Genomic DNA, 17,179 nt, shown 5'->3' with positions numbered 1-17,179 from the left:
AACCTGGCGATCAGGTCATGTTGTAGGGGGCTTATTCAGCAGCCCACTTCGGCGCACGTTTCTGCATAAAGGCCATGGTGCCCTCGATGCCTTCGCCGCCGGTTACCGCCGCGGCAAACTGCTCGGCGGCGCGGTCCAGCAATGGCCCGAGTGCTTCGCTTTCGGCGGCCAGCAGCAGGGCTTTGGTCTGCGCATTGGCCTGGGGCGCACATTGGCGTACCTGGCTAAGTACCTGGTGCAAACGGGCGTCAACGGCTTCGCTATCGGCTTCGCTGAAATGCACCAGACCCAGGCGTTCGGCCTCGCTGCCATTGAAACGGGCGGCGGTCAGGGCCAGGCGACGGGTCTGGGTCAGGCCGATGCGCTTGACCACAAAGGGCGCGATCTGCGCCGGCAGAATCCCGAGAGTGGTTTCCGGTAAACCGAACTTGGCGTCCTGCTGGCAGATGGCGATATCCGACACGCAGGCCAGGCCGAAACCGCCGCCCAGCACCGCGCCTTCGAGCACGGCGATCAGCACCTGTGGCGTGTTCTGCGCTTCTTCCAGCAAGCTGCCGAAGGCGCGGTTAAGGCTGCGGTAGGGGTCGCCACCGGCCGCTCGGGCACCGGCCATATCCTTGATATCGCCACCCGCGCAGAAATGCCCACCGGCGCCGCGCAGCACAATGGCACGCACGCTGAGATCATTACGCAGGCTTTCCAGTACTGCGCGCAGTTCCGTGACCATGGCCAGGCTCATGGCGTTGCGGCTGTCTGGGCGATTGAGGGTGATATGCAGCACCCCGGCGTCGAGGCTTAGCAGCAGGGTTTGGCAATCGGGTAGAGCTGGCATCAGGTAATCCTCTTACGTGGCGCTGAAGACGCAGGCCGTAGGGTGGGTCACGCTTTACCGACCCACCGGGCGGTGTCACGGTGGACATAAACAGCGATGTCCACCCTACGGTTTTCCGCTCTTAGTCTTTCTTCTTACCCGGCAGAATGCCCATCAGCTTGCAGATAATGCCGAGCATGATTTCGTCGGCACCGCCGCCGATGCTTACCAGGCGCACGTCGCGGTAGGCGCGGGCCACCGGGTTTTCCCACATGTAGCCCATGCCGCCCCAGTACTGCAGGCAGCTGTCGGTGACTTCACGGCCAAGGCGGCCGGCCTTGAGCTTGGCCATCGAGGCCAGGTTGGTGACGTCGCGGCCACGCACGTACTGCTCGGTGGCCTGGTAAACCAGGGCGCGCAGGCACTCGACTTCGGTCTGCAGTTCGGCCATGCGGAAGTGGATGACCTGGTTGTCGATCAGCGCATTGCCGAAGGTCTTGCGCTCTTTGCAGTAGTCGATGGTGGCGTTGATGCAGTGCTCCAGGCCCTTGATCATGTTGGCTGCGCCGAACAGGCGCTCTTCCTGGAACTGCAGCATCTGCATCATAAAGCCGGCACCTTCGTGGCCGATGCGGTAGCGCTGCGGTACGCGCACGTTGTCAAAGAACACCTGGGCGGTTTCCGAGCTGCGCATGCCGAGTTTGTCCAGATGCGGGCTGACCGAAATGCCTGGGGTGTTCATCGGCACCATGATCAGCGACTTGTTGACGTGTGGCTTGTCATCGCTGGTGTTGGCCAGCAGGCAGATAAAGTCGGCGCTTGGCGAGTTTGTGATCCACATCTTGCTGCCGTTGATCACATAGTCGTCACCGTCTTTCTTGGCGGTGGTTTTCAGCCCGGCCACATCCGAGCCAGCACCTACTTCGGAAACGCCGATGCAGCCAACCATCTCGCCAGCAATCGCCGGCTTGAGGAACTCTTCGCGCAGCTCATCGGAGCCGAAGCGCGCCAGGGCCGGGGTGCACATATCGGTCTGCACGCCGATGGACATCGGAATGCCGCCGCAGATGATGGTGCCGAACTCTTCGGCGGCGACGATTGAGTAGCTGTAGTCCAGGCCCATGCCGCCGAACTTCTCGGGCTTGGAGATGCCCAGCAGGCCGAGGTCACCGGCTTTCTTGAAAATATCGTGGATCGGGAAGCGGCCGTCCTTTTCCCATTGCTCGACGTGCGGGTTGATTTCCTTGTCGACAAAGTTACGGACCGTGCGGCGCAGCTCTTCGTGTTCTTGGGTAAAGATCATTTTTATTCTCCGAAGGGTTACAGGCGGGCTACGCCGAAAGTGGTGGTTTTAAGCGGGCGAACAGCCGCTTCGGCACAGATATCCAGCAGATATCCGAGCAGCTTGCGCGTATCGCGCGGATCGATCAGGCCGTCGTCCCACAGGCTGGCGGTGCCGTAGAGCGCGGTGGATTGGCTGTCGAGTTTCTGCGCGGTGACGGTTTCCAGCATGTCGAGCATTTTCGGGTCGGCTTCTTTGCCTTCCTTCAGGTGTTTGTCCTCGGTGACGATGCGCAGCACCTTGCCGGCCTGGGCACCGCCCATCACGGCGGTTTTGCTGTTGGGCCAGGCGAAGATAAAGCGCGGGTCGAGGCCGCGACCGCACATGGCGTAGTTGCCGGCGCCATACGAGCCGCCAACGACGATGGTGAGTTTCGGCACCGTGGCGTTGGCCACCGCCTGGATCATCTTCGAGCCGTGTTTGATCACCCCGAGCTGTTCCGACTCGGTGCCGACCATAAAGCCGGTGGTGTTGTGGAAGAACAGGATTGGCGTGTTGCTCTGCTCGCACAGCTGGATAAATTGCGCCGCCTTGGCCGCACCTTGCGGGGTGATGGGGCCGTTGTTGCCGATAAAACCGCAGGGCTGGCCTTCGATCTGCAAGTGGCCGCAGACGGTCTGGTTGTCGAACTCGTTCTTGAAGTCGAGAAAGGCCGAGCCGTCGGCGATACGAGCGATGATTTCGCGCACGTCGTAGGGCTTTTTGGCGTCCGCCGGCACCAGGCCGAGCAGGTCTTCGGCTGGATACAACGGCTCGTTGTAGACCTTGGTGGGCCGCGCCGGCAGTTGGGTATTCCACGGCAGCATGGCAAGGATTTCACGGGCGATGCGCACGCCATCGGCGTCGTTCTCGGCCAGGTATTCGGCGGTGCCGGCGACTTGGGCATGCATTTCGGCGCCGCCCAGCTGCTCATCGGTAGCGATCTCGCCGGTGGCAGCTTTCAGCAAGGGGGGGCCGGCGAGAAACATCTTGGCCTTGCCGCGCACCACCACCACATAATCGGACAGCCCCGGCTGGTAAGCGCCGCCAGCGGTGCTGGAGCCGTGCACCACGGTGATCTGCGGCAGGCCCATGGCCGACATGCGCGCCTGGTTGGCAAAGCCGCGAGCGCCTTCGACAAAGATATCGGCGGCGTAGTTAAGATTGGCACCGCCGCTTTCGGTCAGCGCCACCACCGGCAGTTTGTTCTCGAAGGCGATCTGCTGCAGGCGCAGGGTTTTCTTCAGCCCCGTCGGGGAGATGGTGCCGCCTTTGATCGCACTGTTGCTGGCGCTGACCAGGCAGCGCACCCCGGCGATATAGCCGATACCGGAAATAATCCCGCCACCGGCCTGGGTGCCATCCTTGTCATCGTGCAGTTTGTAGCCGGCCAGCGATGAGAGTTCGAGAAACGGCGCGCCGGGGTCGAGCAGCAGGTTCAGGCGCTCACGCGGCAGCAGCTGGCCGCGCTTTTCGAACTTGGCTTTGGCTTCAGCCGCCTTGTTCAGGCAGTTCTGTTCGATCTGGCGAAAGCTGGCCACGGCGGCGAGCATGGCTTCGCGGTTCTTGGCGAAGTCCTCGCCATGCATGTCGATCTCGGAGTGGATTACCGGCATCGCATCACTCTCCCTGGTCTTTCAGCACATCGGGCAGGTAGGCCCGGTGGAAGCCGTTGTAAGACTGGCTTTGCCCGGCCTTGGCCTTGAACAGCGGGAAGGCGCGGCTACCCTGGCTGGCGGCGCCGTCGATGCGCACCGTGTTGCCGCTGATAAAGGCGGCACCTGGAGATAGCAGAAAGACGATGGCCGCTGAGACTTCCGATTCTGTGCCGATGCGCTTGAGCGGCACGTGCTCGCGCAGGGTCGGGATCACCGCCTTGAACGCGCCCTCGTAGGTGTCCATGCCGCTGGAGGCGACCCAGCCTGGTGCTACGGCATTCACTCGCACCCCGGCGTGGCCCCACTCGACGGCGGCGGTCTTGGTGAAGTTCTCCATCCCGGCGCGCGCCGCCCCGGAGTGACCCATGCCGGGCATGCCGCCCCACATGTCGGCGAGCATATTGACGATGCTGCCGCCGGTCTTGCTCATGCTCTGGTTGAACACCTCGCGGGCCACAAGAAAGCCTCCGACCAGATTGGTGCGTACCACGGTCTCGAAGCCTTTCTGGTTGATCGAAGCAAGCGGCGAGGGGTACTGACCGCCGGCGTTGTTGACCAGGTGGTGGATCGCCCCGCGCTCGCTGACCACTGCTGCGACCATGGCCTTGACCGATTCCTCATCGCGGATATCGCAGACTTGGAAGCTGACGCTGCCGCCATCCTCACGGATTTCGCCGGCGGTCTTTTCCAGCTTGTCGGCCTTGCGTCCGACCAGCACCACATGAGCGCCGAGGGCCGCCAGTTCGTGGGCGGTGCAACGCCCGATGCCGCTGCCGCCACCGGTGACCAGAATGGTTTGGCCGCTAAATAGGCCGGGTTTAAAAACCGAGTCGTAGCTCATTGTTATTGTCCTTGTTCGAGGCTAGCGGCCAGCGCCTTGGGCACCGGTATCGGGAATTCCAGCAACTGTTGGGCGAAGGCCTTGCCTTGCGGGTCGATGCGCAGGCTAGCTACGCCGCCACCGCCTAGGGCGTTCTCCAGCAGAAAATTAAGGCTATAACTGCCTGGTAGATACCAGCGGTCAACGCGGCCGATCTGTGGGTCGAGCACGTGGCCCATCCAGTCGACCACTGCTTCGCGGGTCAGCGCAGCCGCGATCCACGCCAGATATTCGGGCTTTCTCGCCATAACACCGATATTGCTGTGGTTGCCCTTATCGCCGGAGCGCGCCACCGCCAATTTGATCAATGGCACGCTGGCGTCGGCATCGCCTTGCGCGACCGGCGGTTCGGCGTCGACGGCCAGATCCGCCAGCTTTAATGCCTGAGGCTGCGGTAGCACAACGGCGTGCCGTTGTCCCTGCAACTCCACTTCCAGCGCGCAATTACCTTTGTCGGCGAGGAAGGAGAACAGGCGGATCACCGGGTACACCGTAGGGCGACCACCGACGATGCCGGTCAGCCCCGGTGCCATGCCGGTGGCCGCCTGGGCGATTTCACGGGAGAACAGGATCAAGGCTTCCTTCTTCGCATGGCGCACGGCGATTTTGATCACGATCTCGCGGGTGTCGGTGCGCTGGCCATGCATGCCGTAAGTGGCTTCGCTGCCGAGCAGTTCGATACTGACCTCCTGATAAGCGGCCCAGCCCCGTTCGGCGAACATTTCCTCGGTCTTGTTGATGATCGCCTGGCTGACCCGCCGGGCTTTTTTCACCGCATCGACGCCCGCCATCAGGCAGCTCGCCGTGCAGCGGAAACCGTCCGGGTAGGTGGCGCTGACCTTGTATTGATCTGTCGGCGGCAGGCCGCGGGCGCCTTTGAGGAGCACGCGATTTTCGCCGACCTGGCTGAGCTCGACCTGGGTGAAATCGCAGATCACGTCCGGCAGCAGGTAAGCGCGCGGATCGCCGATTTCATAAAGCATCTGCTCGCCCACAGTAAAAGGCGTGACCAAGCCGCCGGAACCTTCCGGCTTGGTCACGATAAAGCTGCCATCGGCTGCCACTTCCACCACTGGGAACCCAATGTGTTCGTAGTCCGGCACGCTTTCCCAATCGGTGAAATTGCCGCCGGTACACTGCGCGCCGCACTCGATGATATGCCCGGCCAGCGCGGCCTGAGCAAGCTGGTCGTAGTCGCTCCAGCTCCAACCGAATTCATGCACCAGGGCGGCGCTGACCACGGCGCTGTCGACTACGCGACCGGTGATGACGATATCCGCGCCGAGCTTCAAGGCTTCGACGATGCCCGGTGCACCGAGGTAGGCGTTGACCGAGACGCAGAAGGGCGGCAACGGTGCGCCGCTGAACATTTCCACGGTGCCGGCCTTGGCCAGCTCGCCGAGCTTGGGTTGCAGGTTGTCGCCATGCAGCACAGCAATCTTCAAGTTGACCCCGGCCTGCTCGCAAGCGGCTGCCAGAGCGGCGGCGCAGGCGCTGGGGTTGACCCCGCCGGCGTTGCTGATCACGCGGATGTTCTTGGCGGCGATATCGGCCAGCAGTGGCGCAAGGGTTTCCACAAAATCGGTGGCGTAGCCGGCGTCAGGTTTCTTCATCCGTGCGCCCGCCATGATCGACATGGTCACTTCGGCCAGGTAGTCGAATACCAGGTAGTCCAGTTCGCTGCCTTTCACCAGCTGGGCAGCGGCGGTGCTGGTGTCACCCCAGAAGGCGGAAGCGCAGCCGATGCGTACGGTTTTAGTCATTGGATTAGGTCCGCAACACATGAATAAGGTGGCCTGAAGGCTACCAAGCAAGCGCTTGGTTTGAAAGCCCCAAGGCGAATATTTCTAACCGAAAGTGCGGCCAAGCGCTTGCTTGGGTGGCTGGCGCAGCATAAATTTCACTAATAACGACAAGCACTTGGGTAAACCAGCTGAGAACCAGCGTGCAATTGCAGGCTGGGCCGCTTGGCCCGAGGCACAAAAGAGAGTTGGAGAGTACTTAGCGTGGATGATCAACAAGCGCAGGCGGTGATGCAGCAACTGGTGGCCAGCGGGCAGATCACCGATCCGGACAGCGCACGCGGCAAGCTGCTGCAAACTGCAGCACACCTGTTTCGCAGCAAGGGCTACGAGCGCACCACGGTGCGCGACCTGGCCAGTGCGGTAGGCATTCAGTCCGGTAGCATCTTTCATCACTTCAAGAGCAAGGACGAGATTCTGCGTTCGGTGATGGAGGAAACCATTCGCTACAACACCGCGCTGATGCAGGCCTCGTTGGCCGAGTCGGATGATCTGCGCGGCCGGGTGCTGGCGCTGATTCGCTGCGAGCTGCAGTCGATCATGGGCGGCACTGGTGAGGCCATGGCAGTGCTGGTGTACGAATGGCGTTCGCTGTCGGAGCCGGGACAGGCGTTTATCCTCGAGTTGCGCGACAACTACGAACAACTCTGGCTGCAGGTGCTGGACGAGGCCAAGGCGGCCGGTTATTTCAAGGCTGACCCGTTTATCTTGCGCCGCCTACTGACCGGCGCGCTAAGCTGGACTACTACTTGGTTCCGCCCTGAAGGACCGATGACTCTCGATCAGCTGGCCGAAGAAGCATTGTCGCTGGTCATCAAAGACACTTGAGAGAATTCAGCTACGCTAGGGTGGCACATTGATAGTATTTTGGCGTCAATGGATTGTTAGCGGTTCCGGTCACGGAAGAAGTCCCTGCGTTTTGTTGTGAGGTTCACCGATTGACCATGCTGTTACGAGGTCTGCTGCTCGTGTTGATGCTTTCTGCAGTCTGCGTGGCGCAATCTGCAGAAGACGTGCGAGTGGGGGCCTATCATTTCCCGCCTTATGTGATCAAACCGGAAAGTGAGCGCCCAACAGGCCTGCTGCCGGAGTTATTGCAGGCGCTCAATCAATTACAAAGTGACTACCGTTTTACCCTGGTCGCGACCTCGACGATGCGCCGTTATCGTGACCTGCAGAATGGTCGTTTCGATTTGATCCTGTTTGAGTCGCCGGCCTGGGGATGGCAGGACACTAAGCATACCGCCCTGGATCTGCATATCGAAGATGCTGAAGTCTATGTCGCCCGTCTGCAGCCAGGGCGTGATGAACGCTATTTCAATGACCTCAAGGGCAAGCGCATGGCCCTTTACAGCGGTTATCACTATGGTTTTGCCGGGTTCAGTTCGGATAAGCAGTTTCTCGCCGATGAATTCGATGCGGTGTTGACCTATTCGCACGACAGCAACCTGGTTATGTTGCTGCGCGACCGGGCGGATGTGGCGGTAGTGACGCGTTCTTATCTCCGTGCCTATCAACAGCGTCACCCGGAGCAGAGCAGTGCCTTGCTGGTGTCCCAGCGGGTTGATCAGGTCTACCAGCACCAGGCGTTATTTCGTCCTGAGTCTGTAATGCAGCCGCAAGCCTTTGCCGAGTTGCTCAAGCAGCTCAATCGTGACAAGCAGCTGGATAAACTATTGGGGCGTTACCACTTGCATGACGCATCCGTGCTGATAAATGACTGAAAAATGCACTGTTCGGTCAGATTTGCCTGATGTAGGCTGCGACTATTCAAAAAACAGGGAAGCTGGCGTCGAATGGGGCTCTTCAGGCATGGGGTAAGCAGGCTTTTTGGCATGAGTCTGGTGTTGCTACTGGCCATGCCGCTTATGGCGGCGCAGGAAGTGCGCGTGGCCGCTGTAGATTTCCCACCCTATGTGTTCAAAGCCGAGAAATCTCATACCACTGGTTTACTTGACGAGTTGGTTGCAGCGCTGAATCAGCTCCAAACGGACTATCGCTTTGTTTTGGTGCCAACCGCGGTTAAGCGACGCTTCCGTGACTTTGAATACCAGCGCATTGATTTGGCTGTCTTCGAAAACCCGGATTGGGGTTGGCGGAATATTCAGCACGTAGCGTTGGACATGCACCTGGAAGATTCGGAAGTTTTTGTTGCTCGCGCTGAGCCTGGGCGTAGTCAGCGCTATTTTGATTCGTTCGAGGGTAAGCGCTTAGCGCTCTACCATGGTTATCACTACGCTTTTGCTAATTTCAACTCCTCCCCGGAATACCTGAGCACGACCTTCAACGCCACCCTGACCCATTCCCATGACAGCAATCTGCTGATGGTGCTGCATCAGCGGGCTGAAATTGCCTTGGTGACGCGCTCCTATATTGGTGTCTTCCTCGAACGCAATCGGCAATACGCTGGGCAACTGCTGATATCCGAACGCGTCGACCAGCGTTATCGCCACCATGTGCTGTTGCGTCCGCAGGCGCCCATCACCCCAGAGCAGTTTACGGTGTTGTATGACGCGCTGCGTGATAGCGGCCAGTTAGAGAGGATTTTCAGTCGCTATCAGGTCGCGGTTATCCCGCGCGTAACGGATAGCTCAGTAGCAGCAGGTGCAACAGATTGACCGCACCGTGCAGGGCAATGGCCAGGCTGATCCGCCCGCTGAAGTGATAAATCAGTCCGTAACCCAGGCCCGCGATGCCGGCAACCACTGCAAACAGTGGACTGAACGGCAGATGCACGGCGGCGAACAGCAGCGCCGTCAGACCAATCCCCATCCAGGCGCCGAGCCAGTTGACCAGACTGTTTTGCAGTAAGCCGCGAAACAGTAACTCTTCGGCCAGTACGGCCACCCCCAGATTGACCGCTAGCCACAGCCATAGCTCGGCTGGCCATTTTGGTTGCCAGCCAACCAGGCCCAGCGCCAATGCCAGTAGTGGCACGCCCAACAGGGTTGCTGCCGCCGTTAGCCAGGTGTTCGCCGACAGCGGTTTGCTTGCTTGTTTTTGCCCCAGCCACCAGGCCAGCAACGTAATGCCGACCAGCAATTTGTCCCAGGACAGACGCAGGGCATAAGGTGGGGCATCGATACTGAGTTGGCGCGGTGGCCATAAGGGGGTGGCGCTAAAGCCTGGAACCAGATGGGCGGCGAAGGCAATACAGGCCAGCAGGCGTAGTAACGTCCATAGCGCATTGGGCACGTGCTTGTCGGCATAAAGTAGCAATGCGCATAGCATGACCCCGGCTGCCAGCCCTGGAAGCTGGATATAACCCAGGGCAAAACCGCCGGCCAAGCACAGGGCGGGCAGCAGCAGGCGTAGATGCAACGGCATGGCACATCCTTGTCGTTCGCGGTTAAGGCTCGCTGGCGTCCTTGGCTTTCTGTTCCAGCTCACGTTGGCGGATATTTGCCAATTGCTCTTCGCTCAGTGGCAGAGGTTTCGCGGTGCGCAGCAGTACCATCAGGCCGCCAATGATGGAGCCCAGCACCAGAAGCATCAGCAGCCAGATATACCAGGTCATGATGGTTCCTCCATGTGGGAAGTGGTCACCATAACCTGTCGGTGGCTGGTCTGTCAGGTCGGCCCAGAGCCTAGCGGCGTACCTGCTTGAGCGTTTCGGCGATCAGGAAGGCCAGCTCTAGCGACTGATCGGCATTCATCCGTGGGTCGCAGTGGGTGTGGTATCGGTCCGACAGGCCATCTTCGGTGATCGGCCGTGAGCCGCCGATGCACTCGGTGACGTTCTGCCCGGTCATCTCGATATGGATACCGCCGGCGTAGCTGCCCTCTGCCTGGTGCACGGCAAAGAACTGTTTCACTTCCGCGAGGATTTGTGCGAAATCCCGGGTCTTGTAACCGCTCGAGGCCTTGATGGTGTTGCCATGCATTGGGTCACTGCTCCACAGCACCTGGCGACCTTCACGCTGCACGGTTTGGATCAGGCGTGGCAGGCCGGCTTCGACCTTGTCCGCGCCCATGCGCACGATCAGGTTGAGGCGGCCGGGGTCGTTATCCGGGTTAAGGATGTCGATCAGACGGATCAGCTCTTCGCTGTCCATGCTCGGGCCGACTTTCACCCCGATCGGGTTACCGACGCCGCGCAGGAACTCGACATGCGCGCCGTCCAACTGGCGGGTGCGGTCGCCGATCCACAGCATATGCGCCGAGCAGGCGTAGTTGCCGCCGGTGAGGCTGTCCTTGCGCACAAAGGCTTGCTCGTAATTCAGCAGCAGTGCCTCATGGGCGGTGAAGAAGCTGGTTTCACGCACTTGCGCCGCGCCGTCCATGCCACAAGCGCGCATAAAGGCCAGGGTTTCGTCGATGCGGTCGGCCAGCGCACTGTACTTCTCGCCGAGATCGGAGTTGGCGATAAAATCGAGGTTCCACTGGTGCACCTGATGCAGGTCGGCAAAACCGCCCTGGGCAAAGGCGCGCAGCAGGTTCAGCGAGGCGGTGGACTGGTGGTAGGCCTGCAGCAGGCGCTCTGGGTCCGGCACGCGGCTGGCAGAGTCGAAGCCGATGCCGTTGACGATATCGCCGCGGTAGGCGGGCAGGGTCACCCCGTCGATGGTTTCATCGTTGGCCGAGCGCGGCTTGGCGAACTGGCCGGCCATGCGCCCGACTTTGACCACCGGGCAACCGGCGGCGAAGGTCATGACAATGGCCATTTGCAGCAGCACCTTGAAGGTGTCGCGGATTTTCGCCGCGCTGAACTCGGCAAAGCTCTCGGCGCAATCGCCACCCTGCAGGAGAAACGCGCGACCCTGGGTGACCTCAGCAAACTGGCGGCGCAGTTCACGGGCTTCACCGGCAAACACCAGCGGCGGATAACCGGCCAGGGTCTGCTCGACCTGGGCCAGTTGCGCGGCGTTCGGGTACTGCGGTTGTTGCTGGATCGGCTTGGCTCTCCAGCTTTCAGGGCTCCAGGGTTGCGACATTGCGGCTCTCGGCTTAAGTCAATTTAGGCGGACGGGCATGGTAACCGATAAGCCACCGCCGGCAAGCCGATAGGCGCGATAGAGCCGCTGCATGGTGACGTGCTACTCAGGCTGTGACAGGTCTGAAGCCACTGGCGGTTACCGTACGTGGCAATACGTCACGCCCCGGCAGAAAGGTGCCGAAGCCTTGCTGCTTGCCCAGCGCCTCAGGGAATTCGCTACCACGGCGGTAGGCGATACGGCCGTTAATCAGCGTCGCATCCACAGCGTCGTCATTGCGTTTGACGACCCGTTCCAGACCGAGCACTTCCATTGGCGCTTCATGGATTTCATCCAGCGTATCGGTCAGCCCGGCTGGGTTGATGATGGCTATGTCAGCACGGTCTCCGACGCGGATATAACCGGCATCCACGCCGATAAAGTCCGCCAGCTCACCGCTAAGGCGATGGATGGCGTGCCCGGTGTCCATAAACGGCGTGCCGGCCAGTTCCGCGTCACGCACGTATTTAAGGAAGCGCAGTGGGAAGTTGTATTGGGCGATGGAGCGCAGGTGTGCGCCGGAGTCGGCAAAGCCCGGCTGGGTCCAGGGGCTGGCCAGCAGTTTGTGCATCACCGGCAGGCGCTGGTTGCCATAGCAGGTGGTCCACTTCAGCGCTTCGCGGTACTGGCAGGCCAGCTCGAAGTAGGCATCCACCGGGTCCAGGCCACGGGCGGCGCCGAGCTGCTTGAAGTTCTTGCCGACCAGGCTGGCGTCCGGGCATTCGGTTACCCAGCAGTCGGAGAAGTCGCGGTGCCATAGGCCCTTGGTTAGCACGGCCTTGACCTGCTTTTTGAACAGCGCACGGAACTCCGGCTCCAGCACCTTGGCGTACAGCTCGTCTGGGTCTTTGATATTGCGCAGAATCTCGCCAGCACCGAACTCTTCGAAGGCGTTTACGTTGAGCCCTTCCAGGCGCAGGGTGAACGGCGCCGGCAGGGTCTGCCAGCGAAAGTGACCGCGCAGCACGCGGTTGGCCAGCCAGCCGGAGAGGCGGGTAAAACGGTGCAGCAGCGGCTGGGATTTCAGATCCAGCGCGGTAAGCATCGAGCACTTCAGCGGTTTTCTAAACCAGCCATGGGCCTGGTAGAGGAAGGCGAACACGTTGACCTTGGTCACCGCATCCGGCGCGCCCTGGAGCACCGCACCACGCCGGCGTAGCACGGCGAACAGGCGGGAGAACTCGGTCCAGCTGGCGAAGGTCGAGGGCAGCGGGCTGGACCAGGCGCGGTCGCCGTCCATCTTGTCGAGCTTGGTGGTCATCACTGATAGGCCGATGCAGCCGGCGTCCAGCGCTTCTTCCAGCAGCTGTTCCATGCGTTGCAGCTCGGCTTCGGTCGGCTTGATCGGGCGGGTGGCCCGTTCCAGGCCGAGCACTGCCACGCGCAGCTCGGAATGGCCAAGGAAGGAGCTGACATTCGGCCCCAGTGGTTGCTGATCATAGAAAGCGCGGTAGCCGGCGGCGTCGCGCCAGGTCTTCTTCTCTTTAAGAATCGGCAGCACGTACTCGCGCGGCACCGCCTCGACGCGGGTAAACAGGTCCGAGCAGTCCTCGGCATCGGCCAGCACCATGCTGATTGAGCAGGAGCCGATGGTTACGCTGGTGACGCCGTGGCGTACCGATTCCTTCAATGCGGGTGCGGCGATGACTTCGGCATCGTAATGCGAGTGGATTTCCAGAAAGCCCGGCGTGACCCACTTGCCTGCGGCATCCAGCACCTCGGGGCAGCCGCTTTCATCCAGTGGGCTGAGGCTCAGCACATCAATGCGTCCGTCCTTGATGCCGATATGCCGCAGCTGCCCTGGCTGGTTACTGCCGTCGAAGTACAGGCCGTTCTTGATAATGATGTCGTGGCTCATAGCAGACTCCAGGGCGCTAGCAGCATGCCGCCGGTGACCAGCAGCAACAGGTAGATGGCAATGCGAAAATGCTGTTCGTTAAAGCGCTGGTGCAGGCGCTCGCCCAGCCACACGCCGATCAGCAACAACGGCGCGTAGCTGGCGACTTGCGGCAGGGCGGGCAGCAGGCGGCCGTCGAGCAGGAAGGCCAGCGTCAGCAAGCTGTTGAGGGTGAACCACACCGTGACCAGAGTGGCGCGCAGGCGCGCCTTGTCCAGCTGGGTGCCGGCCAGGGCGAATACCAGCAGCGGTCCGCCGGAGGCGAACAGGCCGTGACTGATGCCCGCACACAGGCTGAGCAGGCGGCTTAGCCACATGGGCCGCACGGGTTGCACGGCCGCGTGGCGCAAGCGCCACAGCTCGCGGGCGGCAAACCACAGCACTAACGCGCCAAACAGGCGCTTGGCCAGGGCGGCGTCAAGGTACGGCAGCAGGGCGTAGCCGAGCAGGGTGCCGATGACCATGCCAGGCAAAATCATGCCCAGCAGCAGGCGGCGGTCGATCATCTGCTGATGCTTCCAGACCAGGTAGCCAGTCATGCAGATATTCAGCGGCACCAGCACCGGCAGCAGTTGATCAATGGGCAGCAGCAGGGCGCCCAGTGACAGGGCGATCACGATGCTGCCGAAACCGGTGATTGCCTCCAGGGTGTACGCCAGCAGGATAAAGCCCGCCAGGGCCAGCCAGATAACCTCCATCAGTCCATCTCCGCGGCGAAACGTGCGCTCATCTTGCGATAGTAGAGACCGGGGGCGATGCGCCAGAGCAGGCTGGCCAGCCAGCTGCCGCGATCCGGGAAGAGTCGCTGACGACCTCGTTGCTGCGCCTGGATGATTTGCCCGGCCATCCAGTCGGCACCGCGAATATTGCCGATGGTGGAGCGCCCGTGGATGGCGCGCTGGCCATCGGCGCCCAGGGCATTCTGGTCGATCGGGGTGTCGAGAAAGCTTGGGTAGACCAGCAAGGTGCGAATGCCATCGCGGGCCACTTCGGCGCGCAGCACTTCGAAGAACTGGCCCAGCGCGCTCTTTGCCGCACAGTAGCCGGCGCGGCCGAGTACCGGCATCCAGCCGGCCATGGAGCCGATGGCGATGATCTGCCCACGGCTCTGACGCAGCAGCGGTAGGGCGCTGAGGGTCAGCTCGACGGGGGCCTGGTAATCCACCGCCATGACTTTGCGAAACACCGTGTGATCGGTTTGTGTGGTGGGCGAGCGATGGGTGATGCCAGCGTTGTTGATCAGTACGTCGAGGCCGCCGAAGCGCTCAGTGCAAGCCTGCAACAGCTGCTGGTGCAGTTGCGGGTCGGTGATATCGCCGGCAAGTCCGAGTACCCGCTCAGCGCCCAGCTCATTCACCCGTGCGGTCAGGCCGCTGGCGTTGATATCGGTAAGCAGCAGATTGCAGCCTTGGCCGTGATAGGCGCGCGCAAGCTCCCAGCCGAGGCCGCTGGCGGCCCCGGTGATCAATACGATGTGCATTATTTTTCTCCGAGTGTTGCTAGCGCCGGGGTGGGCTGCACATCTTCAGTGGGCGGGCGACGTGACCAGAAGTAAGCCAGGGCCATGCCCGAGACCAGGTGCCAGCAGCCCCAGAAAGCGGCGATCAGCAGCATGCCGGTCACCTGCGGGAAGAAGGTGAAGATGATCACCAGGCCCAGGGCCGAGTTCTGGATGCCTACCTCCAGGGTAATTGCGCGCCGCTCGGCGTCCGGCAGGCCGCTCAACCGCGCGCTGAAGTAACCGATGCTCAGCGCCAGGGCGTTGTGGGCGACCACCAACCAGAAGAACAGATGGAAGTGACTGAGGAACTGGTCGAAGTTCTTGCCAAAGGCGAGCGCAACGAAGCCCAGCATGACCGCCAGGGCAAACACGCGCAGAGGCTTCTCCACTTTGCGTGACAGCCCAGGAAAGCGCCGACCGATAAACATGCCCAGGGCCAGCGGCACGCCTAGCACCAGAATCACCATGAGCAGCAGGCTCAATGGGTCCATGGCGATTTCGGTCAGCAGTGGCCGCGTGTAGGGGTTGAGCCAGGCGTACAGGGCAAAGTTGAGCGGGGTCAGCACGCTGGCCGCGACGCTGGAGACGGCGGTCATGCTCACCGACACGGCCACACTGCCGCGGGCCATCCAGGTCATGATGTTGGAGAAGCTGCCGCCGGGGCAGGCCGCGATCAGGGTCATGCCGAGGGCCAGTTGCGGGTCTACGCGTAAAGCCCAGCAGGCTAGGCAGGTCAACGCTGGCAGTAACAGAAACTGGGCGAGCATGCCGATGACCGGGGCTTTGGGGGCACGGAGGATGCGTTTGAAGTCTTCCCCGCGCAGGTCCAGGGAAACCCCGAACATCATCACCGCGACGATGATATTGATCAGCACCAGGCTGCTGGGGTCGAACTGGATATTCACCGGCTCCATCACAGGCTTCCTTCAACAGTGCGGCTGGCGGTAGCGGGCAGCGCAGCCAGGCCGGCGCGCAGGCTGTTGCTGTGCTGCGCGATGCTCTGACGATAGCTGTCCTTGTGCACGTAGTAGGCCATGCGCTCCAGTTGCAGGTATTGATAGCCGCCATCCAGGCGCATGCTCGCCCGTTCGCGTTTGAGTGCCTGAAAGTCCCTGGCCGCCTGGCTGCCAGCTTGTAGGCCCTTGATATACAGCGCTACCAGCTCAGCCTGCTCGTCGCGGCCCTGCCAGCCGAGACCCGAGGCTTCGACCATACCCAGCATAAACAGATCGTCGTACTCGGGGTGGAACACGTTGAGGTACAGCTGCGGCGCGCCGGCGCTACTCGGCCAGTTGAGGTGCGCGCGGTCGATAAAGGGGTAGTCGAGCTTGTAGCCGGTGCCTTGCAGAATCAGGTCGTACTCGGCCTGTTCGCCATCGCTGAAAGTCACTTGCAGGCCGTCGACCTTGGCGATGTCGCGGCGCGGCTTGATGTCGCCATGGCCGAGATAATGCAGCACCAGGGAGTTCATCACCGGGTGCGACTCATAGAGCTTGTAGTCCGGGTCAGGCAGGCCGTATTGCGATGGCTTGCCGACCAGTGCGCGCACCAGCAGGCCATCGAGCAACTGCTTGAGCGGGCGTGGCAGCTTGATGGCGCCGCCGAGGGTGTCGGTGGGGCGGCCCAGGGTGAATTTGGGCAGGAAGTAATAGCCGCGGCGTACCGACAGATCCACCGAGGCTGCGCGGTGCACGGCGTCCACGGCGATATCGCAGGCGGAGTTGCCGCAGCCGATTACCAGCACGCGCTTGCCGTCGAACACTGCCGCCGAGCGGTAGCCGCTGGAGTGCATCAGTTCGCCCGTAAACGCGCCGGGCAGTGCCGGCTTGTTGGGCGTGTGCAGGGTGCCATTGGCCATCAGCACGCCGTCGACCAGCCATTCACGCTGTACGCCGTCCTGCTCGCTGATCAGCTTCCAGCCTTTGTCCAGGCGCTGGATTGTCACCACACGGGTATTGAACTGGTAATGCGCATACAGGCCGAAGTGCTCGGCGTAGTCGCGAAAATAGCGGCGCATTTCACTGTGATGCGGGTAGGGAGCCACTTCGTCGCGCATCGGGAATTCGCTGAACTGGGTGGTGCCCTTGGACGATATCAGGTGCGCCGAGTCGTACATGGTGCTGTGCGGGTTATCGATGTCCCACAGGCCGCCGACATCCGCGTGCAGGTCGAAACCGACAAAGTCGATGCCGTGCTTGTGCAGTTGACGTGCTGTACACAGCCCCATGGGGCCGGCACCGATAATGGCGTACATGGCAAACCTCGATATTTGTTTTTATTGTTGTAGCCGTATACCGACTAACTCGGCGCTCCCGACTGCGGCAAATTATCGCGTG

General features: G+C 61.5%; 16 protein-coding genes. 3 read left to right on the top strand and 13 right to left on the bottom strand.

Annotated elements, in window-relative coordinates:
* Positions 1-31 precede the first annotated feature (31 nt).
* The 5 genes from AACY25_RS11655 to AACY25_RS11635 form a co-directional block, all read right to left on the bottom strand.
* On the bottom strand, positions 32-832 hold the full coding sequence (locus tag AACY25_RS11655; protein WP_339524678.1) for an enoyl-CoA hydratase/isomerase family protein: 801 nt from the start codon (positions 830-832) through the stop codon (positions 32-34).
* A gap of 121 nt (positions 833-953) precedes the next feature.
* Positions 954-2,114, bottom strand: coding sequence for a citronellyl-CoA dehydrogenase (gene atuD, locus AACY25_RS11650; RefSeq protein ID WP_339524677.1), 1,161 nt, complete (start codon positions 2,112-2,114; stop codon positions 954-956).
* A 17-nt stretch (positions 2,115-2,131) separates the two neighbouring features.
* Positions 2,132-3,748, bottom strand: coding sequence for a geranyl-CoA carboxylase subunit beta (atuC, locus tag AACY25_RS11645; RefSeq protein WP_339524676.1), 1,617 nt, complete (start codon positions 3,746-3,748; stop codon positions 2,132-2,134).
* Between the two features lie 4 nt (positions 3,749-3,752).
* Entirely contained in the window at positions 3,753-4,631 is an 879-nt protein-coding gene (locus tag AACY25_RS11640) for an SDR family oxidoreductase (protein WP_339524674.1), read from the bottom strand.
* 2 nt (positions 4,632-4,633) lie between these two features.
* The gene (locus AACY25_RS11635; RefSeq protein WP_339524672.1) at positions 4,634-6,433 is read right to left on the bottom strand and encodes an acyclic terpene utilization AtuA family protein; all 1,800 of its coding nucleotides are present in this window, start codon (positions 6,431-6,433) and stop codon (positions 4,634-4,636) included.
* A 243-nt stretch (positions 6,434-6,676) separates the two neighbouring features.
* On the opposite strand from AACY25_RS11635, the gene AACY25_RS11630 reads away from it, so the two are divergent.
* The 3 genes from AACY25_RS11630 (at position 6,677) to AACY25_RS11620 (ending at position 9,090) form a co-directional block, all read left to right on the top strand.
* Positions 6,677-7,300: a TetR/AcrR family transcriptional regulator gene (locus AACY25_RS11630; protein ID WP_339524670.1), complete on the top strand. Its 624-nt coding sequence runs from the start codon at positions 6,677-6,679 to the stop codon at positions 7,298-7,300.
* Positions 7,301-7,416: 116 nt separating this feature from the next.
* A complete protein-coding gene (locus AACY25_RS11625; RefSeq protein ID WP_339524668.1) occupies positions 7,417-8,196 on the top strand; it encodes a substrate-binding periplasmic protein in 780 nt (259 codons plus the stop codon).
* Positions 8,197-8,307: 111 nt separating this feature from the next.
* Positions 8,308-9,090 carry a transporter substrate-binding domain-containing protein gene (locus AACY25_RS11620; protein ID WP_339524666.1) on the top strand — a complete coding sequence of 261 codons (783 nt, stop codon included), beginning with the start codon at positions 8,308-8,310 and terminating at the stop codon, positions 9,088-9,090.
* Here AACY25_RS11620 and AACY25_RS11615 read toward each other — a convergent pair.
* The 8 genes from AACY25_RS11615 to AACY25_RS11580 form a co-directional block, all read right to left on the bottom strand.
* Positions 9,041-9,799, bottom strand: coding sequence for a CPBP family intramembrane glutamic endopeptidase (locus AACY25_RS11615; protein ID WP_339524664.1), 759 nt, complete (start codon positions 9,797-9,799; stop codon positions 9,041-9,043). The two genes, AACY25_RS11620 and AACY25_RS11615, sit on opposite strands and share 50 nt — an antisense overlap.
* Before the next feature lie 22 nt (positions 9,800-9,821).
* Positions 9,822-9,989 carry a DUF2897 family protein gene (locus AACY25_RS11610; protein WP_339524663.1) on the bottom strand — a complete coding sequence of 56 codons (168 nt, stop codon included), beginning with the start codon at positions 9,987-9,989 and terminating at the stop codon, positions 9,822-9,824.
* 70 nt (positions 9,990-10,059) lie between these two features.
* Positions 10,060-11,406, bottom strand: coding sequence for a class II 3-deoxy-7-phosphoheptulonate synthase (locus AACY25_RS11605; protein ID WP_339524661.1), 1,347 nt, complete (start codon positions 11,404-11,406; stop codon positions 10,060-10,062).
* 106 nt (positions 11,407-11,512) lie between these two features.
* Positions 11,513-13,303 (bottom strand): N-acyl-D-amino-acid deacylase family protein, encoded by a 1,791-nt coding sequence (locus AACY25_RS11600; RefSeq protein WP_339524660.1) that lies wholly within the window; start codon positions 13,301-13,303, stop codon positions 11,513-11,515.
* Positions 13,300-14,040 (bottom strand): sulfite exporter TauE/SafE family protein, encoded by a 741-nt coding sequence (locus tag AACY25_RS11595; protein ID WP_339524658.1) that lies wholly within the window; start codon positions 14,038-14,040, stop codon positions 13,300-13,302. The genes AACY25_RS11600 and AACY25_RS11595 overlap by 4 nt, the downstream gene beginning before the upstream one ends.
* Complete coding sequence (locus AACY25_RS11590) at positions 14,040-14,822, bottom strand: SDR family oxidoreductase (protein ID WP_339524657.1); 783 nt, start codon at positions 14,820-14,822, stop codon at positions 14,040-14,042. Before AACY25_RS11590 ends, AACY25_RS11595 begins: the two co-directional genes overlap by 1 nt.
* Complete coding sequence (locus AACY25_RS11585; protein WP_339524655.1) at positions 14,822-15,757, bottom strand: bile acid:sodium symporter family protein; 936 nt, start codon at positions 15,755-15,757, stop codon at positions 14,822-14,824. The genes AACY25_RS11590 and AACY25_RS11585 overlap by 1 nt, the downstream gene beginning before the upstream one ends.
* Complete coding sequence (locus AACY25_RS11580; RefSeq protein WP_339524654.1) at positions 15,757-17,097, bottom strand: flavin-containing monooxygenase; 1,341 nt, start codon at positions 17,095-17,097, stop codon at positions 15,757-15,759. Before AACY25_RS11580 ends, AACY25_RS11585 begins: the two co-directional genes overlap by 1 nt.
* Positions 17,098-17,179 lie beyond the last annotated feature (82 nt).

The sequence above is a fragment of the Pseudomonas sp. EA_35y_Pfl2_R111 genome, from assembly GCF_963970955.1.
Lineage (GTDB): Bacteria > Pseudomonadota > Gammaproteobacteria > Pseudomonadales > Pseudomonadaceae > Aquipseudomonas.
The sequence above is the reverse complement of the archived record's forward strand: the minus strand, read 5'-3'. Positions and strand labels throughout refer to the sequence as shown.

What these genes read in the sequence shown, in the direction of transcription:
- AACY25_RS11655 (WP_339524678.1), bottom strand. Translation starts at nt 832, where the DNA reads ATGCCAGCTCTACCCGATTGCCAAACCCTGCTGCTAAGCCTCGACGCC.
- atuD (WP_339524677.1), bottom strand. Translation starts at nt 2,114, where the DNA reads ATGATCTTTACCCAAGAACACGAAGAGCTGCGCCGCACGGTCCGTAAC.
- atuC (WP_339524676.1), bottom strand. Translation starts at nt 3,748, where the DNA reads ATGCCGGTAATCCACTCCGAGATCGACATGCATGGCGAGGACTTCGCC.
- AACY25_RS11640 (WP_339524674.1), bottom strand. Translation starts at nt 4,631, where the DNA reads ATGAGCTACGACTCGGTTTTTAAACCCGGCCTATTTAGCGGCCAAACC.
- AACY25_RS11635 (WP_339524672.1), bottom strand. Translation starts at nt 6,433, where the DNA reads ATGACTAAAACCGTACGCATCGGCTGCGCTTCCGCCTTCTGGGGTGAC.
- AACY25_RS11625 (WP_339524668.1), top strand. Translation starts at nt 7,417, where the DNA reads ATGCTGTTACGAGGTCTGCTGCTCGTGTTGATGCTTTCTGCAGTCTGC.
- AACY25_RS11620 (WP_339524666.1), top strand. Translation starts at nt 8,308, where the DNA reads ATGAGTCTGGTGTTGCTACTGGCCATGCCGCTTATGGCGGCGCAGGAA.
- AACY25_RS11615 (WP_339524664.1), bottom strand. Translation starts at nt 9,799, where the DNA reads ATGCCGTTGCATCTACGCCTGCTGCTGCCCGCCCTGTGCTTGGCCGGC.
- AACY25_RS11610 (WP_339524663.1), bottom strand. Translation starts at nt 9,989, where the DNA reads ATGACCTGGTATATCTGGCTGCTGATGCTTCTGGTGCTGGGCTCCATC.
- AACY25_RS11605 (WP_339524661.1), bottom strand. Translation starts at nt 11,406, where the DNA reads ATGTCGCAACCCTGGAGCCCTGAAAGCTGGAGAGCCAAGCCGATCCAG.
- AACY25_RS11600 (WP_339524660.1), bottom strand. Translation starts at nt 13,303, where the DNA reads ATGAGCCACGACATCATTATCAAGAACGGCCTGTACTTCGACGGCAGT.
- AACY25_RS11595 (WP_339524658.1), bottom strand. Translation starts at nt 14,040, where the DNA reads ATGGAGGTTATCTGGCTGGCCCTGGCGGGCTTTATCCTGCTGGCGTAC.
- AACY25_RS11590 (WP_339524657.1), bottom strand. Translation starts at nt 14,822, where the DNA reads ATGCACATCGTATTGATCACCGGGGCCGCCAGCGGCCTCGGCTGGGAG.
- AACY25_RS11585 (WP_339524655.1), bottom strand. Translation starts at nt 15,757, where the DNA reads ATGGAGCCGGTGAATATCCAGTTCGACCCCAGCAGCCTGGTGCTGATC.
- AACY25_RS11580 (WP_339524654.1), bottom strand. Translation starts at nt 17,097, where the DNA reads ATGTACGCCATTATCGGTGCCGGCCCCATGGGGCTGTGTACAGCACGT.